The following is a 19,371-nucleotide window of genomic DNA, read 5'->3' as shown; positions in this document are numbered from 1 at the left end:
GGTCCTCAACGCGCCATCGTCATTGGCGCGAGACCAGATCGCTGATCCGCACTGGGAAGCGCCTGATCCGAATGCCGGTCGCGTGCGCCACCGCGTTGGCGACCGCCCCGGCGGAGCCGGTGATGCCGATCTCGCCGACGCCCTTGATGCCGAGCGGGTTGACGAACGGATCGTGCTCCTCGACCGTGAACGCCTCGATCGCCGGGACGTCGGCATTCACCGGGACATGATACTCGCCGAGATTGGCGTTCATGATGCGGCCGCTGCGCCGGTCGGTGACGGCCTCCTCGTGCAGCGCCAGCGAGATGCCCCAGATCATGCCGCCGATGAGCTGGCTGTTCACCAGCTTCGGATTGATGATCCTCCCGGCCGCAAACGCGCCGACCATCCGCGTCACCCTGACCTGGCCGAGATCGGGATCGACCTTGACCTCGGCGAAGACGGCGCCATGCGAGCTCATCGCGTACTGCTCGTTGGCGGCGGGATCGGGCACGCCTGAGCCGGAGCCCTCGATCTCGGCGAGACCGGCGCGGGCCAGGATGTCGGCATAGCTCTCGCCGCGGCTGTCATCGTCGCGCCGCAGCAGCCGCCCGTTGCGAGCGATCACGCCGGCATTGCCGGCGCCGAACAGTGGCGAGCGCTCATCCGCCGTCGCAAGCCCGGCAAGCTTCGCGATGACCGCGGCTCCCGCATTGTGGATCGCGGTGCCCACGGTCGCCGTGTGGGCCGAGCCGCCGGCGATGCCGGCATCCGGCAGATCCGACGTTCCGGCCTTGAACGTGACCTGGTCGAGATCGAGCGCGAGAGAATCCGCGGCGATCTGTGCGAACGCGGTCCACGCGCCCTGGCCCATGTCGTGCGCGCCGCTCTCCACCACGCCGCTGCCATCGCGCCGGATCACCGCGCGCGCCTGGCCTGCGAACATCAGCGCATGGAACGTCGCCGTGCCCATGCCCCAGCCGACCAGGAAGCCGTCCTTGTCGCGCATCGTGCGCGGCTTCAGCGGCCGCTCCCACCAGCCGAAACGCTCCGCACCTTGCGTGTAGCACTCGCGCAGCGCCTTGGACGAGAACGGCTTGCCGGTGGCCGGCTCGACCTCGGCGTAGTTCTTGACCCGGAAGGCGAGCGGATCGAGGCCGCAGGCCTCGGCCATCTCGTCGACGGCGCTTTCGAGCGCGATCGAGCCCGGCGCGATGCCGGGCGCGCGCACGAACAGCGGCGTGCCGGTGTCCATGCGCACCGCGTCATAGGTGGTCGCGATCGCCGGCGCGGTATACAGCGTGTGCGTGACATGCGCCGCCGCCTCGTAGAAATCCTCGAAGCTCGAGGTCGCGATCCGCGCGTGATGATGGATCGCCGACAATTGTCCCGCGCCGCTTGCGCCGAGCTGCAACGTCTGCCGGGTCGGCGAGCGATGGCCGAACGGACCGTAGAGCTGCTCGCGGCGCACCACGAGCTTCACCGGACGTCCGGTCAGCTTCGCGGCGAGGATGCCGAGGATCTGCGGTCCCGCGATGAGGCCCTTGCCGCCGAAGCCGCCGCCGAGATAGGGGCTGCGGATCAGGATGCTCTCCGGCGCGATGCCGAACAGCTCGGCGAGGCGCCCGCGCATCATCACGAGGCCCTGGGTCGGCGTGTCGATGACGAGGCGATCGCCCTGCCATTCGGCGACGATCGCATGCGGCTCCATCGCGTTGTGATAGTGCGCCGGGGTCTCATAGGTCGCGGTGATCTGCCTGTCGCTGCCCGCCAGCGCGGCCTCGACATCGCCATGGTAGCTCTCGGCAGGAAATCCCATGCCGACCACAGGCGGCACGTAGGCGTCGCTGGCGTCGAGCCCGATGCGGGCCGGCTCGACTTCGTAGCGCGGGGACAGCAGAGCGGCGCCTTCGGTCGCTGCTTCCAGGCTCTCGGCGACGACGAGCGCGATCGGCTGGTTGGCGTAGCGCACGCGATCGTTCTGCAGCGCCTCGAAGCGGAACGCGAACGGATTAGGCTTGCCGTCGGGATCGGCGTGCAGCGGCGGCCGGTTGGCGGAGGTCATCACCTCGACCACGCCGGGATGCGCCTTGGCGGCTTCGACGTCGAGCGCGACGACGCGGCCGCGCGCGATGCTGGAGACGGCGAGCACGGCATAGAGCAGGCCGGGCGGATTGTTGTCGGCGGCGTAGCGTGCCGTGCCGGTGACCTTGGCGCGGCCATCGACGCGCGACAGCGACTGGCCGATGTTGGAGCCGTGTCTGATATGGGCGGGATCGCGGGAGAGATTGAGCTCAGGCGTCATGAAGCACTCCTGGAACGGAGGAGAAGGGAGAGGCCGGCAGCGCCGGCATGCGCGACGGCGTGCCTTGGCTCGCGGCCTGCAGCGCGCGCACGATCAGGCTGCGCGCGAGCGGGATCTTGTAGGCGTTGTCGCCGGAGGGCTTTGCGTCGTGCAGCGCCGCCTCGGCGGCGCGTTCGAACAGGCGCGCATCCGCGGGCTGTCCTGCGAGCAGCGCTTCGGCCTGGTGGGCACGCCATGGCTTGGCAGCGACGCCGCCGAGCGCCAGGCGCGCCTGCTTGATGCTGCCGTTCTCGATCACGAGACCGGCTGCCGCCGAGACGATCGCGAACGCGTAGGAATTGCGCTCGCGGACCTTCAGATAACGCGCATGCCTGGCGAAGGCGCGTGCAGCCGCCGGCAGCCGGATCGCGACGATCATGTCGCCCGACGCGAGCACGGTCTCCTTCTCCGGCGTGCTGCCGGGCAACAGATGCAGCGCCTCCAGCGCGACCTCGCGCCGGCCCGCTTTGCCTTCGATCTCAACCACGGCATCGAACGCCGCCAGCGGCACGCAGAAGTCCGAGGGATTGGTGGCGATGCAGGCCTCGCTCCAGCCCAGCACAGCGTGCTGGTGGTTGTCGCCGCCGCGGGCGTCGCAGCCGGCGCCAGGCGTGTGCTTGTTGCACGCCGACGCCGGGTCGTAGAAATAGGCACACCGCGTCCGCTGCAGCAGATTGCCGCCGACGGTGGCCGCATTGCGCAATTGCGCCGACGCGCCGGACAGCAGCGCTTCCGCCACCGCCGGAAAGTCGCGCGCGAAGCCTGAATCATGCGCGAGATCGGCATTGCGCACCAGCGCGCCGATCCTGACATCGCCATTGCCGAGCGTCTCGATGCGCGTGAGCTCGGCGAGATGCGAGATGTCGACCAGCCGTGCCGGCCGGACGACATTGCCCTTCATCAGGTCGAGCAGGTTGGTGCCCGCGGCGAGATAGGCGGCGCCGGGTGCGCCGGCGGCGGCAATCGCTTCGGCGACGCTCGACGGCTTCACATAGTCGAACCGGTTCATGCCGCGCGCTCCTTCGTATCAGAGAGCGTCGCCTGCGCGTCGAGCACCGCCTCGACGATACCGACATAGGCGCTGCAGCGGCATAGATTGCCGCTCATGCCTTCGCGCACGCGCTCGGGATCGGAGCCCGCCTGGCCTTCGTTGATGAGCCCGACCGCGCTCATGATCTGGCCCGGCGTGCAGAAGCCGCATTGCAGGGCATCATGGGCGATGAAGGCTTCCTGCACCGGGTGCAGCTGGTCGCCTTGAGCAAGTCCTTCGATGGTGGTGATCGCGGCGCCGTCGAGGCTGACGGCCAGCGTCAGGCAGGAGTTGATGCGGCGGCCGTCGACCAGGACGGTGCAGGCGCCGCACTGGCCGCGGTCGCAGCCCTTCTTGGTGCCGGTGAGGTGGAGGCGCTCGCGCAGCAGGTCGAGCAGGGTGACCCTGGGGTCGTCGAGCGCAAGCGTTCGCGGCTCACCGTTGACGGTGAGTCTGACAGTCCAATTCATGCGTTGTTCCGATCGAAGCGATGGCCTAATCGGATCGCAGCGGGCACCGCCTTACGGGCGGTGGTCCGTCCAGATCCAGCGACCGCGGGACGACAGCTCAGGAAGGTTGGCTGTCCCGGGTGGCAGGTCTATTTATACGGAGGGTTCCTCCGTTTAGCAAGGGGACATGAACGGTCCGTCATCAAGAGCTGGTGAGATGCAGACGAAACCACAAGAGCGGCCGCGCAAGCCGCGCGCCGATGCGCAGCGAAATCGCGAGCGCGTGCTGGAGGCCGCCAAGGCGGTGTTCAGCGCCGGCGGCGCCGAAGCCAGCCTGGAAGCGGTGGCGCGCCAGGCCGGCGTCGGCATCGGCACGCTCTATCGTCACTTCCCCACCCGCGAGGACCTGTTCGAGGCGGTGTACCGGCGCGAGGTCGAGCAGCTCTCGGAGCTCGCCGAGGCGCTGAAGAGCGAGCCGTCGCCGGTCGAGGCGCTGCGGCGCTGGCTGCGCTCGACGGTGCAGTTCGTCGCCACCAAGAAGGGCATGATGGCCGCACTGGCGATCGTCATGAACGCGAACTCCGAGCTCGCCGCCTATTCGCACGGCCATCTCACCCGCTCGATCGGCGCGCTGCTGTCGCGGGCCGTCCAGGCCGGCGAGATTCGCAGCGACATCAGCGCCGACGACGTCCTGCGTGCGCTGATCGGCATGTGCTACATGCACGACCAGACCGGCTGGCAGCAGAGCGTGCTGCGGCTGCTCGATGTGTTCGTGGACGGGTTGCGGGTGCAACGTTGATGGCTCCCGTCGGGAGCCAATGATGCGAGTCGCCGTCGCCCTTATCTTGCTTGTCGCACTGCTCTATTCAGGCGAGTGGGTCTATCGCAGCTTCATCCGGCCTATCGATCCGCTTCCTCCCGAGATCGCCGCGCTTGCGGACCATTTTGAAAGGAATGGCATCAAGGTCTCGCCCTTTGCCGTACGGCATGGCTTTCGACATTCGGAGGTGCAGGCGGTGGCGGCCTTCAAGGTTGCGGAGCTTCCGATCCCATTTATCGCTATCGTTTGCCCCGATAGCCGATCCGCGGCCGTCCGGCTTGCGGGGCTCAAGGGCGACGGCGTGAGGAGTGCTGGCCAGAATGGCCGCATGGTGCTGGACCTCGGCCTGTGGGCCCACGACGATCAGGAGCGCGCGGCGAAAATTGGAGCTCTGTTCGAAACCTTCGAGGGCGAGATGACCGCCCGTTAGCCGCGCGCCTCACGATTGCAGTTATCCCCTCAACCACTCCATCAGCGCCTGCGCGGTCTCCTCCGGCTGCTCGGGCTGCGGCAGGTGACCGCAATTCTCCAGCACGACCAGCCAGCTGCCGTCGATGCCGTCGGCCATCTCCTTCGACAGGCTGTTCGGAATGGTGTTGTCGGTGTCGCCGGTCAGCACCAGGGTCGGGCAGCGGATCGCGGTCAATGTCGGCCGCGAGTCCGGACGCGACATGATGGCCGTCAGCTGCCGGATGAAGCCGATGACGCCGACCTCCTCGGCCATGTCGTGCACCAGCTGGCGCAGCCGCGGATCATCCTGGCGCGACGGATGCACGAAGCCTGAGAACAGCTCGTCGACCACGCCGTGATAGTCGCCCTCCTTGGCGCGGGTGATCATGGTGCGGCGGCGGGCGCTCGCCTCCGGCGTGTCGGGCCTCGCCTGGGTGTTGATCAGCGCCAGCCGGCCCACGCGCTCCGGCGCCTGGCGCATGATCTCGAAAGCGATGTAGCCGCCCATCGAATGTCCCGCGAGCGCGAAGCGCGGCGGCGCCTCGGCCAGGATGCGGCGCGCGATCGCGGCCATGCTGTCATCGCGGACGTGGTTGGCCACCATCACCGGCCCGAGCCGCCACAGCGCCGGGATGACAGGCGCATAGATGCGCGGCGACGAGATCAGTCCAGGCACCAGCACGAGCGGCAGCGCATCAGTCATGGGTCTTCCCCCGGAAACGGCGTTCACCTGCAGGTCCGGGTGTCTTCCACCCGGCATGCCATTTACGCGCGTGAGGCGGCCGATGTCCAACGATGTGCCCCGCTTCGCGCCCGCCGCCCCGGGGCGACGACCTCGTCCTCAGCCTTGCCCTGGCTCCTCCTGCGCCTCTTCGCGACGGCGTATGGCCGGACGGACGCAGTGATCGGGTCGCACGCGATGCTGCTTGGGCCGCGGCGCCTTTGGCTTTCGTGATTGCGGCGCCATTCGCGGCAATCTGGTGGCGTCGTCCGCAATTCGCGCGCGAGGCGGAGGTCGAACTACTTCCGCTCCGGATCATGCCACCATCGCACGCAGCGCGATGATACCTGGATGGATCGTCAATCGTGGCAAACAGGGTCGAGCGTCACGATAATATCACGTAATGGGCGTGGGGCCAGGCGTCGGAAGGCTTGCGACTACAACGATTAGTTCGGGCAGCCGGTAACTTCACGTGGCCGGCGATGGCCGGCTCTCTCGTCCTGTTGCGGCGATGAGTTGGTAGCACCGCGCTGTCCGTGATGACATCGGAACGATTGTCGCGCGAAGTCCGGCTCTCACGAGAACGGCGAGTGCGCCGATCCGCGATGCAGCGAGGGTCGGGACGATGTGCTCGATCAGCGGCGCGACGATGCGTCCCGGCGATGTCGCTGCCGGATGGAGCAGCGGCGCTCGTGGCCGCGAGTTCGATGCGAAGGTTGCGGTGGCGTGACCTGATGCGCGAGCGAGAGCCAGCGCGCCAGCGGCCGAGGCCTCTCCCCGACGATCAGACGAGCAGTGGCTGCGCCGTCGCCGCGAGCTTCTTCAGCAGCGGCAGGAAGCGCTCCTTCATCTCGTCGACGCCGATGCGATCGACGTGGCCGCCGATGTTGGCGGCGGCGATGATGCCGCCGTCATAGCGGCGAATCGGCACTGAAATCGAGCGGAAACCCTGCTCCGCCTCACCGTCGACGAGCGAGTAACCGTCGTCGCGGACGGCGATGATCGACGCGAGCAATGCTTCCTTGTCGGTGATCGTCTGCGGCGTCATCTCGGTCAGCGTCATGCGCTCGACGGCCTGGCGCAACTGATCGTCCGGCATCCGGCTCAGCAACACGCGGCCGACCGACGTGCAGAACGCCGGTAGCCGATAGCCGATTTCGAGCCCGGTCGAGAACATCCGCGCCGACGTCGCGCGCGCGATGAAGACGACCGTCTCGCCGTCGAGGACGGCGAGCGAGCAGACCTCGCGCGCCTCGCCGGCCGTGTTGTCCATCAACGGCTGCATTACGCTGTTGATCTGGTTGGAGGCGAGATAGCTGGAGGCCAGCAGCAGCACGCGCGGCGTCAGCGAGAACAGCCGGTCGTCGCCATGGACGAAGCCGGAGGCCTTCAGGGTCAGCAGAATCCGTCGCACCGTGGCGCGGGCGAGGCCGGTGAGTTCCGCGGCCTTGCTCAGCGTCATCGGGCGGCCCTCGCGGCTGAAGGCTTGTATCACCCGCAGGCCGCGATCGAGCGCTTCCACGAACTCGGGACCGTCGCCCCGAGCCTGCTTCTTCTCCTCATCAGTGCGCTTCAGTTTCGGCATCGGCCTGACATGATCCGCTGTTGTTGTTTTCGGCCGCAGTGAAGCTGCAGTCCGTTGGCCCCTCGGCTTCGGTTGTAGCTTTTTCACTTGCGCTTCTCCCCACTTAAAGCGAATCTAATCTGGGCGAACATGTGTTCGTCTAGCGAACATTATTAGATGATCGCGTGACGCTCAACGCCCGACTTGCGACGGAACAGGAGAGACGGCCATCATGATGAGCCAGGAGCAGAACGACCTGATCACGCGCGTCGGACCCGGCGCGCCCGCCGGTAAACTAATGAGGATGTACTGGCAGCCGGCCGCGCTGGTCGATGAGCTCGCGGGCGAGCGGCCGGTGCGCGCGGTGAAGCTGCTCGGTCAGGACTTCGTGCTCTTCAAGGATGCGCAGGGCCGCTACGGACTACTTGATCGCGATTGCCCGCATCGCGGCGCCGATCTCGCCTTCGGACGGCTGGAGAACGGCGGGTTGCGTTGCGCCTTCCATGGCTGGCTGTTCGACGCCGACGGCAATTGTCTGGAGACGCCGGCCGAACCGGCCGGCTCGCCGCTGTGCAAGAACGTCAAGCAGCGCGCTTATCCCGTGGTCGAGAAGGGCGGCATCCTCTGGGCCTGGCTCGGCGATGGCGCAGCCCCGGCGTTCCCGGACCTCGACTGCTTCACCGCGCCCGACGCCTACACCTTCGCCTTCAAGGGCCTGATCGAATGCAACTGGCTGCAGGCGCTGGAGGTCGGCATCGACCCGGCGCATGCCTCGTTCCTGCACCGCTTCTTCGAGGACGAGGATACGTCGACCGCCTATGGCAAGCAGTTCCGCGGCGCCTCCGCCGACAGCGAGCTGCCGATGACCAAGGTGCTGCGCGAATATGATCGTCCGATCATCAATGTCGAGCGCACCGAATACGGCCTGCGCATCATCGCGCTGCGCGAGATCGATGCCGAGCGCACCCACGTCCGCGTCACCAATCAGCTGTTCCCGCATGCCTTCGTGATTCCGATGAGCACGGAGATGACGATCACGCAGTGGCACGTGCCGGTCGATGACGAGACCTGCTACTGGTACGCGATCTTCACCAGCTACGGCGCGCCGGTCGACCGGGCGAAGATGCGGGCACAGCGGCTCGAGCTCTATGAGCTGCCGGACTATCGCTCGCGCAAGAACAAGAGCAACGACTACGGCTTCGATCCCCGGGAGCAGGCGACCGCGACCTACACCGGGATGGGCAACGACATCAACGTGCACGACCAGTGGGCGGTGGAGTCGATGGGCCGGATCCAAGACCGCACCCGCGAGCATCTCGGGCAATCCGACAAGGCCATCATCCAATATCGCCGTCTGCTGCGCGAGCAGATCGAGAAGGTCGCGGGCGGCGAGTCGCCGATGCTGTTCCTCGATGCCGCTGAGGCCCGCAGCGTGCAGGGCCCGGCGACGATGGACGGCATCGGCCCGACGCGCGGCTGGGAGACCTACTGGATGGAAGTCGACGTCCGCCGCCGCCGCAACGCCCCCTGGGCCCCGCCGGTGCCGGCGGATATCATTCGGCTGGCCCCGCATCTGAGCGCGGCGGAGTAGCTACTTTGCTCCGAGTTGCCGTACGGTGGCCAAGGCCGGCGGAATGGCGCAGCGTGCCGTCCGACGGCGTACCCACCATCCACGTGCACCGTCGCGGCGGTGGGCGCGTCGTGTTCGCAGCGTCCACTGGCGCAACAGCGGAGGCCGCGCCGCGAACGCGCCTTTGCCCGTCCTACGATTCGAGGAGCCATCGTTGAGTTTCGTCGACAAGCATCAGTTGTGGACCGTCGAGCAGGCCGAGGCCGCAGCGCGCATGCGCCGCCTCGCCGAGGAGCACGGCCTCACCACCATCCGCTTCTCGTTCCCGGACCAGCACGGCATCCTGCGCGGCAAGACGCTCACCGTCGATGCGGCGCTGTCCTCGCTCGAGGACGGCTGCTCGATCACGACGACCCTGCTTGCCAAGGATACCTCGCATCGCACCGTGTTTCCGGTGTTCACCGCCGGCGGCGGCTTCGGCATGGCCGAGATGCAGGGCGGCAGCGATGCACTGATGGTCGCCGATCCCACCACCTTTCACGTGCTGCCCTGGGCGCCCGGCACCGGCTGGGTGCTGTGTGATCTGTACTTCGCGAATGGCGCGCCGGTGCCGTTCGCCACGCGCAATCTCTATCGGTCGACATTGGCGACGCTCGATCAGCGTGGCTATCAGTTCAAGGCCGGCCTCGAGGTCGAGTGCCACATCTTCAAGGTCGAGGATCCCAGGCTCGCGCCCGGTGACGCCGGCTCGCCCGGCCAGCCCGGCGTGCCGCCGACGGTCAGCCTGCTGACCCAGGGCTATCAATATCTCACCGAGCAGCGCTTCGATCAGATGGAGCCGGCGCTCGAGATCATCAGGGCGAACCTCGTCGCGCTCGGCCTGCCGTTGCGCTCGATCGAGCTCGAATATGGCCCGAGCCAGTGCGAATTCGTGCTGCAGCCGGGCATCGGGCTGGCGCCTGCAGATACGATGGTGCTGTTCCGCAGCGCCGTGAAGCAGATCGCGCAGCGCCACGGCTATCACGCCACCTTCATGTGCCGGCCGCGCATCCCCAACGTGATGTCGTCGGGCTGGCATCTGCACCAGTCGCTGGTGGCGCGCGACGGCAGCAACGCGTTCATGACGGAGGACGCCGAAGGTCTGTCCACGCTCGGCCGTCACTACATGGCGGGCCTGCTCGCGCATGCGCGCGCCTCCGCGTTGTTTTCGACGCCGACGATCAACGGCTACCGGCGCTACCGCGCCTATTCGCTGGCACCGGACCGCGCCATCTGGGGCCGCGACAACCGCGGCGTCATGATCCGCGTGCTCGGCGGCCCCGGCGATCGCGCCTCGCGCCTGGAGAACCGCATCGGCGAGCCCGCCGCCAATCCCTACCTCTACATGGCCTCGCAGATCGCAGCCGGCCTCGACGGCATCGATCGCAAGCTCGATCCCGGCTCGTCCGCTGACGTTCCCTACGAGACAAAGGCAGATCTCCTGCCGAAATCCTTGGGCGAAGCGGTCGATGCGCTGAAGCAGGACGCGTTTTTCCGCGAAGCCTTCGGTTCGACCTTCATCGACTACTACACCTTCCTCAAGACCGCCGAGCTCGAGCGCTTCCAGGCCGAGGTGTCGGACTGGGAGCAGCGCGAATATTTCGAGATGTTCTGACCACGATGCAGCGCATCGCACGCTGCGCGTCAGCCCGCCGTCGACCCGGATGCTCTGCCCGGTGATGTAGGCCGCGCTCCGTCGGCGGACGCGCAACATCCTCGTCGCGCGCGCAATGCGCCGACGATGATGCGGCGCGGGCATTTCCATATCCGCCGGATTTGTTCCCCCGCCGCCTCCTCGCATTTTCGTGAGCCCTGTGTGCGCCGTCCCGCGTGCAGGCATGCCTGCGGGAACCCGATCCCATCCATCGGCATATCGAAGGGGCGCGTTGCGCAACTCACGCCGGTGCCGGCGCGACCCTGCATGTCATGGAGAGAGAAGGCGGAGCAAGGAAGCATGTTGGAACACAAGCCGCAGCGCGATCGCGCGGTCGTCGACAGCGGCGATGCATCCGATCTGTCGTCGGAGCGCCACGACATCTTCTTCGCGGCCGTCGAGACCACACGGATGCCGATGATCGTCACCGATCCGCGCCAGAACGACAATCCCATTCTGTTCGCCAACCGGGCGTTCCTGGAAATGACCGGCTACGAGATCTCCGAGATCGTCGGCACCAATTGCCGTTTCCTGCAGGGGCCGGACACCGACCGCGACACCATTGCAGCGATCCGCACGGCGATCGCCAACCGCCAGGACATCGCGGTGGAGATCCTCAATTATCGCAAGAATGGTGCTGCGTTCTGGAATGCGCTGTTCGTCAGCCCGGTCTACAACCGCGACGGCGAGCTGGTCTATTATTTCGGCTCGCAGCTCGACGTGTCGCGCCGCCGCGACGCCGAGAGCGCGCTGGTGCAGTCGCAGAAGATGGAGGCGATCGGCCAGCTCACCGGCGGCATCGCGCACGACTTCAACAACATCCTGCAGGTCATCATCGGCTACACCGAGACCCTGCAGGGCGCCGTCGCCGATCTGGCCCCGCGGCACCGCCGCGCCGTCGAGAACATCCGCACGGCCGCCAACCGGGCCGCGACCTTGACGCAGCAGCTATTGTCGTTCGCGCGCAAGCAGCGGCTCGACAGCCGGCCGATCAACCTCAACAACATGATCGAGACCATGGTGCAGATGGCGCGCCACACGCTCGGCGACAGCGTGCGCATCGTCGTCAAGGCGCAGCCGGGCCTGTGGAACAGCCGCGTCGACCAGACCCAGGCGGAGGTTGCGCTGCTCAATCTGTTCGTCAATGCGCGCGATGCGATGCCGCACGGCGGCACGTTGACCATCCGCACCGAGAACAAGGAGATCGCGGAGGAGGACATCGTGCAGTTCGGCGTGCCCAAGGGCGGGCGCTATGTCGTGCTGAAAGTGTCCGACGACGGCGTCGGCATTCCGCACCATATTCTCGCGCGGGTCGCCGAGCCGTTCTTCACCACCAAGGAGGAGGGCAAGGGCACCGGGCTCGGCCTCGCCATGGTCTACGGCTTCACGCGGCAGTCCGGCGGCAGCACCTATATCTACAGCGAGGTCGGGCTCGGCACGACCGTGCAGCTGCTGTTTCCGGCGACCGAGCAGGCGATCGCCGCGCCCTCGATCCGGACGCAGATGGCGATGGAGCGGTCGGGCAGCGAGCGCATTCTGATCGTCGAGGATCGTCCGGACGTGGCCGAGCTCGCGCGCTCGATCCTGGAGGATTTCGGCTATCGCATCGAGGTCGCCGCCAATGCGCATGCCGCGCTCGAGCTGCTGGATTCGGAGGCCCGCTTCGATTTGCTGTTCACCGATCTCGTGATGCCCGGCGGCATGAACGGCACCGTGCTGGCGCGTGAGGCGCGCAGGCGCCAGCCGAAATTGAAGGTGCTGCTCACCACCGGCTATTCCGATGCTGCGGTCGAGCGCGCCGATGCCAACATCGGCGAGTTCGAGATCATCAACAAGCCGTACCGCCGCACCGATCTGGTCCGCCGCGTCAGGCAGTTGCTCGACGGCCCCACCGGCGTGACCTGATGCGACGCTTGACCCGGCGACTCCTCGCGTCGAAAGTCGGCCCGGAAAGCGGAGATTCAGCCATGCGTCCCGTCACGATGCAGACAGCGGCCGATGCGCCGGCCGTGCCCACGCGCGGCGCGTCGCGCGAGCCCGGCGTGGTCGCGGCCAGCGTCTATGCCGATGGCCGCCGCGTCGCCGACATCGCCATCGAGGAGGCCGGCGCCTGGAGCAGGCGGCCGGGCCATGTAGTGTGGATCGGGCTGCATGAGCCTGATGCTGCGCTGCTGCAGCGCGTGGCCGAGCAGTTCGGACTGCACGAGCTCGCGATCGAGGATGCGTCGAAGGCGCATCAGCAGCCCAAGGTCGAACGCTACGGCGATGCGCTGTTCGTGGTCGCCCGCACCGCGCAGCTCGTCAAGGAGCACATCGTGTTCGGCGAGACCCACGTCTTCGTCGGCCCCGGCTTCGTCGTCTCGGTGCGCCACGGCGCCTCGACCTCCTATGGCGCTGTGCGCGAGCGCTGCGAGAGCTGTCCCGGCTCGCTCGCCAAGGGCGAGGACTACATCCTCTATGCGATCCTCGATTTCATCGTCGACAACTACCGCCCGGTGACCGAGAGCATCATGGCGGAGGTCGAGACGCTGGAGGAGGTCGTGCTGCAGCGGCCGCTCGCGCGCCACGAGGTCGACCTTCTGTATCGCCTGCGGCGCGACCTGCTGCGGCTGCGCCGCGCCGTCGGCCCGGTGGTCGACGTCTGCAAGCGGCTCGAGCACGTCGACAACGTCGCGATCGATGCCGAGATGGCGCCGCTGTTTCGCGACGTCCTCGACCACGCCAAGCGCGCCGAGGAGGATGCGGATTCCCTGCGCGAGATCCTCGCCTTCGTGTTCGAGGCCAGCATGATGGCCGGCCAGGCGCAGCAGACCGACATCGCCCGTCGGCTCACGGCCTGGGCTGCGATCCTTGCGGTGCCGACCGCGGTCGCCGGCATCTACGGCATGAACTTCGAGCACATGCCGGAGCTGAAATGGCAATACGGCTACTACGCGGTGCTCGGCTTCATCGCCACTGTCTGCAGCGTGCTGTATTGGCAGTTCAGGCGGCGCGGGTGGCTGTGAGTTGACGGACCGTTGGTCCCTCCTCCCGAAGCGGGTCCGGTCACTTGCGAGCGGCGCGAGGCGTTGCCCCGAATCCCTGCGCCAAAGCGATGCGCGATGCCAGTGCACTGAGTGCGGTGGCGCCGCGACCGCCGAGCACGACGTGGCGCGTGTGACATCGAGATCGTTTGCCGTTGAGGAGGCAAGGCGTGCCATGGCGCAGCGGTCACGCCGCCGCGGATCGCTCCTGATGCGCGAACCACCACGCGGCGATGGCGTCCGTCAGTTCGTCCCAGATCGCGGTCGGCAGGTCGGGCACGGCGACGCGCACGCTGTAGCGATCCGTGGTGGCGTCGTGAAACCATTCCGTCGCAGCGAAATCGAAGCCGAAGCTGCCGGCGTGGCGGATCGGCAGCCCGGCGCGCCGCAGATCATCACTCATGGCGGTTGCGGCTTGCCGCGCGGTGGCCTCGTCCAGAGGCGCGCGACCGGCGAGCGTGACGTAGAGGCCGTGCGCGAAGTCGAGCTCCGCGGTCAGGCCGTGCAGCGCGGTCGCGAATTGACGCCGCGCGCGCCGGCTGTTGCGCAGGATGGCGGCGACGCGGCGCGCGGTCAGCTCGCGATAGGCGGGCAGGCCGACATAAGGCGGGAAATGCGCCGGCAGCGCGGCGCCGCCGAGCAGCCTGACGGCGTTGCGCGTCTCGTCCGGCAGCGTCTGAAGCGCAACGCGGCTTGCAGAGCCGGCATTGGTCCAATCGCTGAAAGCGACCGAGCCAAGCCGGCCGTACTCGGCGCCGAGCGAGTCGAGCTTGGTGTGGCTGCGCACCATCACGACCGGCACGTCCCAGCGCCGCGCCCAGGCCAGCACGCGGCGAATGCGGCCGGAGCCATTGGCAAAGCAGGTGGTGTCGAAGATCAGGAGATCGATCGCCGGGCGGTCGCAACTCAGCACGGCTTCGAAGCGCGGCGCGGTCGCGCTGGAATCGATCAGCAGCAGCCGCGGCGCCGGCGAGGGCTGCGCCAGCGCGTCGGCAAGGCCGCGGGTCAGCGTCACCGGGCGCAGATGCCGCGCATGCGCCGCGACCAGCTCCTGCGTCTCGCCATAGGAGCCCGGCAGCATCAGCAGGTCCGCCGTGTTGCCGAGAACGGGCCGCGTCGCCAGCAGCAGCGCCGCGATCGCGGCCATGCCGGAGATGGTGTAGATCGTGTCATGGCGGCTCTCGCCCACCGCATAGAATGACGGCCCGCGCACGTCGAGATCCGCGCGCTGATAGTCGTAGCTGAAGGCGAACGGGCCGGCGCGATGATCGGCGGCATCCGCCCAGGCGGTCTCCGTCGCGGTCCAGTCGCCCAGCGCGTGCTCTGCCTTCAGCGCGGCCGTGAGCTGAAACTTGCGCCGGATGACCTCCATCACGGCGCGCGGCGCCGGCAGCGCATGCGGTCTCCGCAGGCAGCCGTTCAGGAGCTGCAGCTCCTGATGCTTGCGGGCGAGATAGGCTTCGATCGTCTCCATCGGGCTCTTCACGGGTGATGCGGCCGGGATGCAACGCGCAGGGATCGCGATGGGTCCAAACGCGGTACGGTAGCGCTGCGCGATTTGCTGTAGTCTGGCCGGACAAGGAGGAGATGATGGGCAGGGAACTCGAAGGTAAGGTGGCGGCGGTCACCGGCGCGGCGTCGGGCATCGGGCTGGCCAGCAGCGCAGCGATGCTGGCGGCCGGCGCGCGCGTCGTCATGATCGATCGCGACGCCGCGGCGCTGGCGAGCCTGCGCGCGCGGCACGGCGACGCTGTGATCCCCGTGGTCATCGACCTGCTCGATCCCACGGATTGCGCCACCCTGCTGCCGCGCGTCCTCGATGCGGCCGGCCGGCTCGACATCCTCCACGCCAATGCCGGCAGCTATCTCGGCGGCGATCTCGTCGACGCCAGGACCGACGCGATCGACCGCATGCTGAACCTCAACGTCAACGTCGTGATGAAGAATGTGCGCGACGCTCTCCCGCACATGATCGCGCGCGGGACGGGCGACATCATCGTCACCAGCTCGCTCGCGGCGCATTACCCGACGCCGTGGGAGCCGGTCTATGCGTCGTCGAAATGGGCGATCGACTGCTTCGTGCAGACGGTGCGCCGCCAGGTGTTCAAGCACGGCATCCGCGTCGGCGCGATCTCGCCGGGTCCGGTGGTGACCGCGCTGATCGCGGACTGGCCGGCCGAGAAGCTGAAGGAGGCGCGCGAGTCCGGCAGCCTGCTGGAGCCGGGCGAAGTCGCCGACGTCGTGCTGTTCATGCTGACCCGCCCGCGCCATATGACCATTCGCGACGTCGTGATGCTGCCGACGAACTTTGATTTGTAGGCGGGGCGGGCCGGGCGCTCGGTCCGCTCGCGGCTCGAACAGCAGCCCGCTCGGATGGCCTGGTGCACATGCGCTGGGGCCAGCCCCCGTTGAAATACGGGATTCGATTTAAGCACAACCTTAATCATAAGGAACCTAGCGTGGGCCCGCGTAATCCGGGGGCAATGATGAAAATCGGCCGACTTTTTGCAATTTCGATGCTTTCCGTGACGGCTTTGGCCGTCCTCCCTGCTGCACAAGTCGTGATCGAGCAGGTGAAGGCGGTCAGCGACAAGGCCGAAGCGATCAAGACCGTCGAGGCGTTCGGCGCGGTGCTGCTGTTCGCCCAGGATGTCGTGGGTCACCGCGCGCCCTACATCACGCCGATCTTCCAGGAAGGTCCCGCAACCCCCGCGCAGCTCGAAGGCGTGCGCAAGATCAGGCAGTCGTCCGAGGCGTCCTTCGCGAAAGCGCGCGCACAGTTGACGAGCGTGTCCGACAGCGAGGCGATCACCCGCAGCCTGGACCAGGCGTCGTCCAAGCTGTCCGAGATTCTTGCCAAGGTGGACCCCACGCTGACCGCGCCGCTGAGCGCGCGCGACCCGGCTGCGATCAAGAGCTTTCTCCCCGGGGTCACCCAGGTGGCCCTTGCGATCGAGCCGATTCTGAACCGTCTGCAGAACCGCATCGCCAATGCCGACGCGTCGCTGACGACGCTGCTCGACGTCGCCCGCACGGCGCAAGACCTGCGCGTGACCGCCGGCGGTCGTGCCGCCGCGCTGTCGCCGGCGCTCAGCGCCCGCCGCGCCGTGGCTCCGGCCGAGAAGGCGGCGATGGATCGCGCCCAGGGCCGCACCGAGGTCGACCGCGAGCGCCTGGAGGCCGGCATCGACCAGCTCGGCAATCCGGAGCGCCTGCTCACGGCCTTCAAGGACGCCCGGGAGGCCTATTTCGGACGCGCCGTTCCGATCGTCGACAAGGACATCGCCGCCGGGCTCGGCGATCTCAACTACGCACTCACCGCTGACACCCTGGCCGATGCGGTCGTCCCGGCCGTGCAGAAGTTCTTCGTCGTGCGCGACGCCGCGATCGCCGAGGCGCGCGACCGCGCCGTCGCGGCGCGCGATGCAGCCTATCTGATGCTCGCGCTGGCGACGGCGGTGGTCGTTGCCCTCGCCGGCATTCTCGTGTTCGTCACCATGCTGCTGCGCCGCCGCGTGATCAACCCGATCGTGAACCTGACCGGCCTGATCGGCCAGATGGCGGCCGGCAATGACGACGTGACGATCCCGACGATCAATCGCGACGACGAGATCGCCGCGATGGCCGGCTCGCTGCAGACGTTCAAGGAGGCGCTGCTGGAGAAGAAGCGCGCCGAGGAGGCGGCCGCAGCCGACGCGCAGGCCAAGATCGAGCGCGGCCAGCGCGTCGAGCGCTTCACCCGCGAGTTCGAGGCGGCGATCGGCGAGGTCGTCGGCGTCGTGTCGTCGGCGTCGGCCGATCTGGAACGCTCGGCCTCATCGCTGACGACGACGGCGGGCCGCTCGCTGGAGCTCGCCACCGTCGTCGCATCGGCCTCCGAGGAAGCCTCGACCAACGTGCATTCGGTCGCCGCGGCCGCCGAGGAGATGAGCTCGTCGGTCACCGAGATCAGTCGCCAGGTGCAGGACTCCGCGCGCATCGCCAACGAGGCGCTGGCGCAGGCGCGCAAGACCAACGACAACGTCGCGGAGCTCGCCAAGGCAGCGGCGCGGATCGGCGACGTCGTCGAGCTGATCAACGCGATCGCCGGCCAGACCAACCTGCTCGCGCTCAATGCCACCATCGAGGCCGCCCGCGCCGGCGAGGCCGGACGCGGCTTCGCGGTGGTCGCCTCGGAGGTGAAGGCGCTGGCCGAGCAGACCGCCAAGGCGACCGGCGAGATCGGCCAGCAGATCGGCGGCATCCAGGCGGCGACCCAGGAGTCGGTCGGCTCGATCAAGGAGATCGGCGAAACCATCGCCCGGATGTCGGAGATCGCCTCGGCCATCGCCTCGGCCGTCGAGGAGCAGAGCTCGGCGACGCGCGAGATCTCCCGCAACGTCCAGCAGGCGGCGCACGGCACCCAGCAGGTGTCGGCCAACATCGCCAGCGTCCGGCAGGGCGCCGACGACACCGGCTCGGCCTCGTCGCAGGTGTTGTCCGCCGCGAAGTCGCTCTCCGGCCAGAGCAGCCGCCTCCGCGACGAGGTCAGCCGCTTCCTCGATTCGGTGCGGGCGGCGTAACCCATCAGAGGCTGCGGCGGCTCCGTCGAGGCCGATCGATCACCTGCACAGGCGTCGATTGGCTAGCCGGCCGGGCTTCCGCGATCAGCCCGCCGCCCATTGGGCCCGCGGGCCATTGCAGAAGACAATCCGCGCATGTCAGCATCGGGGCTCGTGCCCCGATGTCCCTCCGCTGTGCGGCCGCGAAGCCCGCAAGCGACGTGCAGGGTCGCGATTCCCCGGGTGTGATCGAGCTATGGACCGCCGGACGACGCGTCGTCCTGCGAAATCGGTGCCGCACGGAACGCCTCTCGCAAGGCCAGAATCCGATCGTCGAGGTTCATGATTTCGGCGGCGCGCTCCAGGTCGCGCCAGAATCCGCCGGGCGGCGTGGTGAGGCGGCCGAGCTCCATGAGTGCGTCGAGCGCAAGCGCGAGCTCATTGTGCTCGAGATATTCGGCGAAGTCCTCGTACAGCTTGGCGCAGGCCTGCACGTGCCGGAGCGGAGGCGCTGGCAGCGCTGTCTGTGCCCGCCCGAGCGAGGCTCTGACCGCCGTCCATCGTGCCGCCAGCTCCGGACTCACCATCTCTCGCTCCCTGCGGTCGGTAAGCTCCATGATGGAATATAGGAGTCAACAAGTCGGCTCAAATCCCGGCTGTGCCCCGATCCATCCTCCGTCTTTCCGTCATCCGCCTGATGGCGCCGAGCATACGCCGGCGGATGAGGCCGCTCACCGGCCGGATCACGAGCCAGTACGGCGGGAGCATGAAGAAGGATGTGCGGCCGGGACAGTAGACGCGCGTCTCGGTGACGAGCCGCGTCATCTCCCTCTCTGGCTCGGCCACGAAGCCGAGCACGAGCTTCGGCGTGCGAACGCCACCGGGCTAAGCTGTGACAAGGAGGCGTGTCATGAATGACGCCGCCCTAGGCAGCGCCGCGCCGAGGTTCTTTTGCTTTTGTGGGTCTGCTCGCTGGAGCGTACCCATATGAGCGCTCGCTCGGGGCTGTTGCAGATTGGCGATCGCCTCCCGCACGAGCGGCGGCCTACATGATGCCTATGCAGAGCGGATCCAATCGGCTGGGGCTCACGTAGGCCCGTCCAAAGTTAAAGCGAACAGGGTAGCCCACCGGGGGAAATTTCGGCCGCCACAACTCTCGCTATCGTCTCAAAAGTTTTCCAAATTTT

15 protein-coding genes are annotated in these 19,371 nt (G+C 67.7%); 8 read left to right on the top strand and 7 right to left on the bottom strand.

Features of this window, described 5'->3' with window-relative positions:
- Positions 1-19: 19 nt before the first annotated feature.
- Genes QX135_RS11920 through QX135_RS11910 form a run of 3 tightly spaced genes read right to left on the bottom strand, consistent with a single transcriptional unit; the run spans position 20 to position 3,823 of the window.
- The gene (locus QX135_RS11920) at positions 20-2,284 is read right to left on the bottom strand and encodes a xanthine dehydrogenase family protein molybdopterin-binding subunit (protein WP_315773771.1); all 2,265 of its coding nucleotides are present in this window, start codon (positions 2,282-2,284) and stop codon (positions 20-22) included.
- Complete coding sequence (locus QX135_RS11915; protein ID WP_316181331.1) at positions 2,274-3,332, bottom strand: xanthine dehydrogenase family protein subunit M; 1,059 nt, start codon at positions 3,330-3,332, stop codon at positions 2,274-2,276. The genes QX135_RS11920 and QX135_RS11915 overlap by 11 nt, the downstream gene beginning before the upstream one ends.
- Positions 3,329-3,823 (bottom strand): (2Fe-2S)-binding protein, encoded by a 495-nt coding sequence (locus tag QX135_RS11910; protein WP_316181333.1) that lies wholly within the window; start codon positions 3,821-3,823, stop codon positions 3,329-3,331. The genes QX135_RS11915 and QX135_RS11910 overlap by 4 nt, the downstream gene beginning before the upstream one ends.
- A gap of 196 nt (positions 3,824-4,019) precedes the next feature.
- Between QX135_RS11910 and QX135_RS11905 the strand changes: the two genes are divergently transcribed.
- Both QX135_RS11905 and QX135_RS11900 read left to right on the top strand, forming a co-directional pair.
- Positions 4,020-4,601, top strand: a complete 582-nt coding sequence (locus QX135_RS11905) for a TetR/AcrR family transcriptional regulator (RefSeq protein ID WP_316181335.1) — start codon at positions 4,020-4,022, stop codon at positions 4,599-4,601.
- A gap of 22 nt (positions 4,602-4,623) precedes the next feature.
- Positions 4,624-5,052 (top strand): hypothetical protein, encoded by a 429-nt coding sequence (locus QX135_RS11900; protein WP_316181337.1) that lies wholly within the window; start codon positions 4,624-4,626, stop codon positions 5,050-5,052.
- Between the two features lie 21 nt (positions 5,053-5,073).
- On the opposite strand, the gene QX135_RS11895 is transcribed toward QX135_RS11900, so the two are convergent.
- On the bottom strand, positions 5,074-5,775 hold the full coding sequence (locus QX135_RS11895) for an alpha/beta hydrolase (protein ID WP_315757568.1): 702 nt from the start codon (positions 5,773-5,775) through the stop codon (positions 5,074-5,076).
- A gap of 802 nt (positions 5,776-6,577) precedes the next feature.
- The gene (locus QX135_RS11890) at positions 6,578-7,378 is read right to left on the bottom strand and encodes an IclR family transcriptional regulator C-terminal domain-containing protein (RefSeq protein WP_316181339.1); all 801 of its coding nucleotides are present in this window, start codon (positions 7,376-7,378) and stop codon (positions 6,578-6,580) included.
- Positions 7,379-7,589: 211 nt separating this feature from the next.
- Here QX135_RS11890 and QX135_RS11885 point away from each other — a divergent pair, with 211 nt between their 5' ends.
- The 4 genes from QX135_RS11885 to QX135_RS11870 all read left to right on the top strand — a co-directional run bounded on the left by QX135_RS11885 (position 7,590) and on the right by QX135_RS11870 (position 13,625).
- A complete protein-coding gene (locus QX135_RS11885) occupies positions 7,590-8,948 on the top strand; it encodes an aromatic ring-hydroxylating dioxygenase subunit alpha (RefSeq protein WP_316160896.1) in 1,359 nt (452 codons plus the stop codon).
- 193 nt (positions 8,949-9,141) lie between these two features.
- Positions 9,142-10,581 (top strand): glutamine synthetase family protein, encoded by a 1,440-nt coding sequence (locus tag QX135_RS11880; RefSeq protein WP_315813308.1) that lies wholly within the window; start codon positions 9,142-9,144, stop codon positions 10,579-10,581.
- 339 nt (positions 10,582-10,920) lie between these two features.
- A complete protein-coding gene (locus QX135_RS11875) occupies positions 10,921-12,525 on the top strand; it encodes a hybrid sensor histidine kinase/response regulator (RefSeq protein WP_316181343.1) in 1,605 nt (534 codons plus the stop codon).
- A 62-nt stretch (positions 12,526-12,587) separates the two neighbouring features.
- On the top strand, positions 12,588-13,625 hold the full coding sequence (locus tag QX135_RS11870) for a magnesium and cobalt transport protein CorA (protein ID WP_315773774.1): 1,038 nt from the start codon (positions 12,588-12,590) through the stop codon (positions 13,623-13,625).
- Positions 13,626-13,830: 205 nt separating this feature from the next.
- Here the strand turns inward: QX135_RS11870 and QX135_RS11865 are convergent, their stop codons facing one another.
- Complete coding sequence (locus QX135_RS11865) at positions 13,831-15,117, bottom strand: hypothetical protein (protein ID WP_316181345.1); 1,287 nt, start codon at positions 15,115-15,117, stop codon at positions 13,831-13,833.
- A gap of 116 nt (positions 15,118-15,233) precedes the next feature.
- On the opposite strand from QX135_RS11865, the gene QX135_RS11860 reads away from it, so the two are divergent.
- Positions 15,234-15,962 (top strand): SDR family oxidoreductase, encoded by a 729-nt coding sequence (locus QX135_RS11860; RefSeq protein ID WP_316181347.1) that lies wholly within the window; start codon positions 15,234-15,236, stop codon positions 15,960-15,962.
- Positions 15,963-16,129: 167 nt separating this feature from the next.
- On the top strand, positions 16,130-18,205 hold the full coding sequence (locus tag QX135_RS11855) for a HAMP domain-containing methyl-accepting chemotaxis protein (protein ID WP_316181349.1): 2,076 nt from the start codon (positions 16,130-16,132) through the stop codon (positions 18,203-18,205).
- 233 nt (positions 18,206-18,438) lie between these two features.
- Here QX135_RS11855 and QX135_RS11850 read toward each other — a convergent pair whose 3' ends face one another.
- On the bottom strand, positions 18,439-18,771 hold the full coding sequence (locus QX135_RS11850; protein ID WP_315778403.1) for a hypothetical protein: 333 nt from the start codon (positions 18,769-18,771) through the stop codon (positions 18,439-18,441).
- Positions 18,772-19,371: the final 600 nt, after the last annotated feature.

The organism is Bradyrhizobium sp. SZCCHNR1098 (assembly GCF_032489375.1).
Lineage (GTDB): Bacteria > Pseudomonadota > Alphaproteobacteria > Rhizobiales > Xanthobacteraceae > Bradyrhizobium.
The sequence above is the reverse complement of the archived record's forward strand: the minus strand, read 5'-3'. Positions and strand labels throughout refer to the sequence as shown.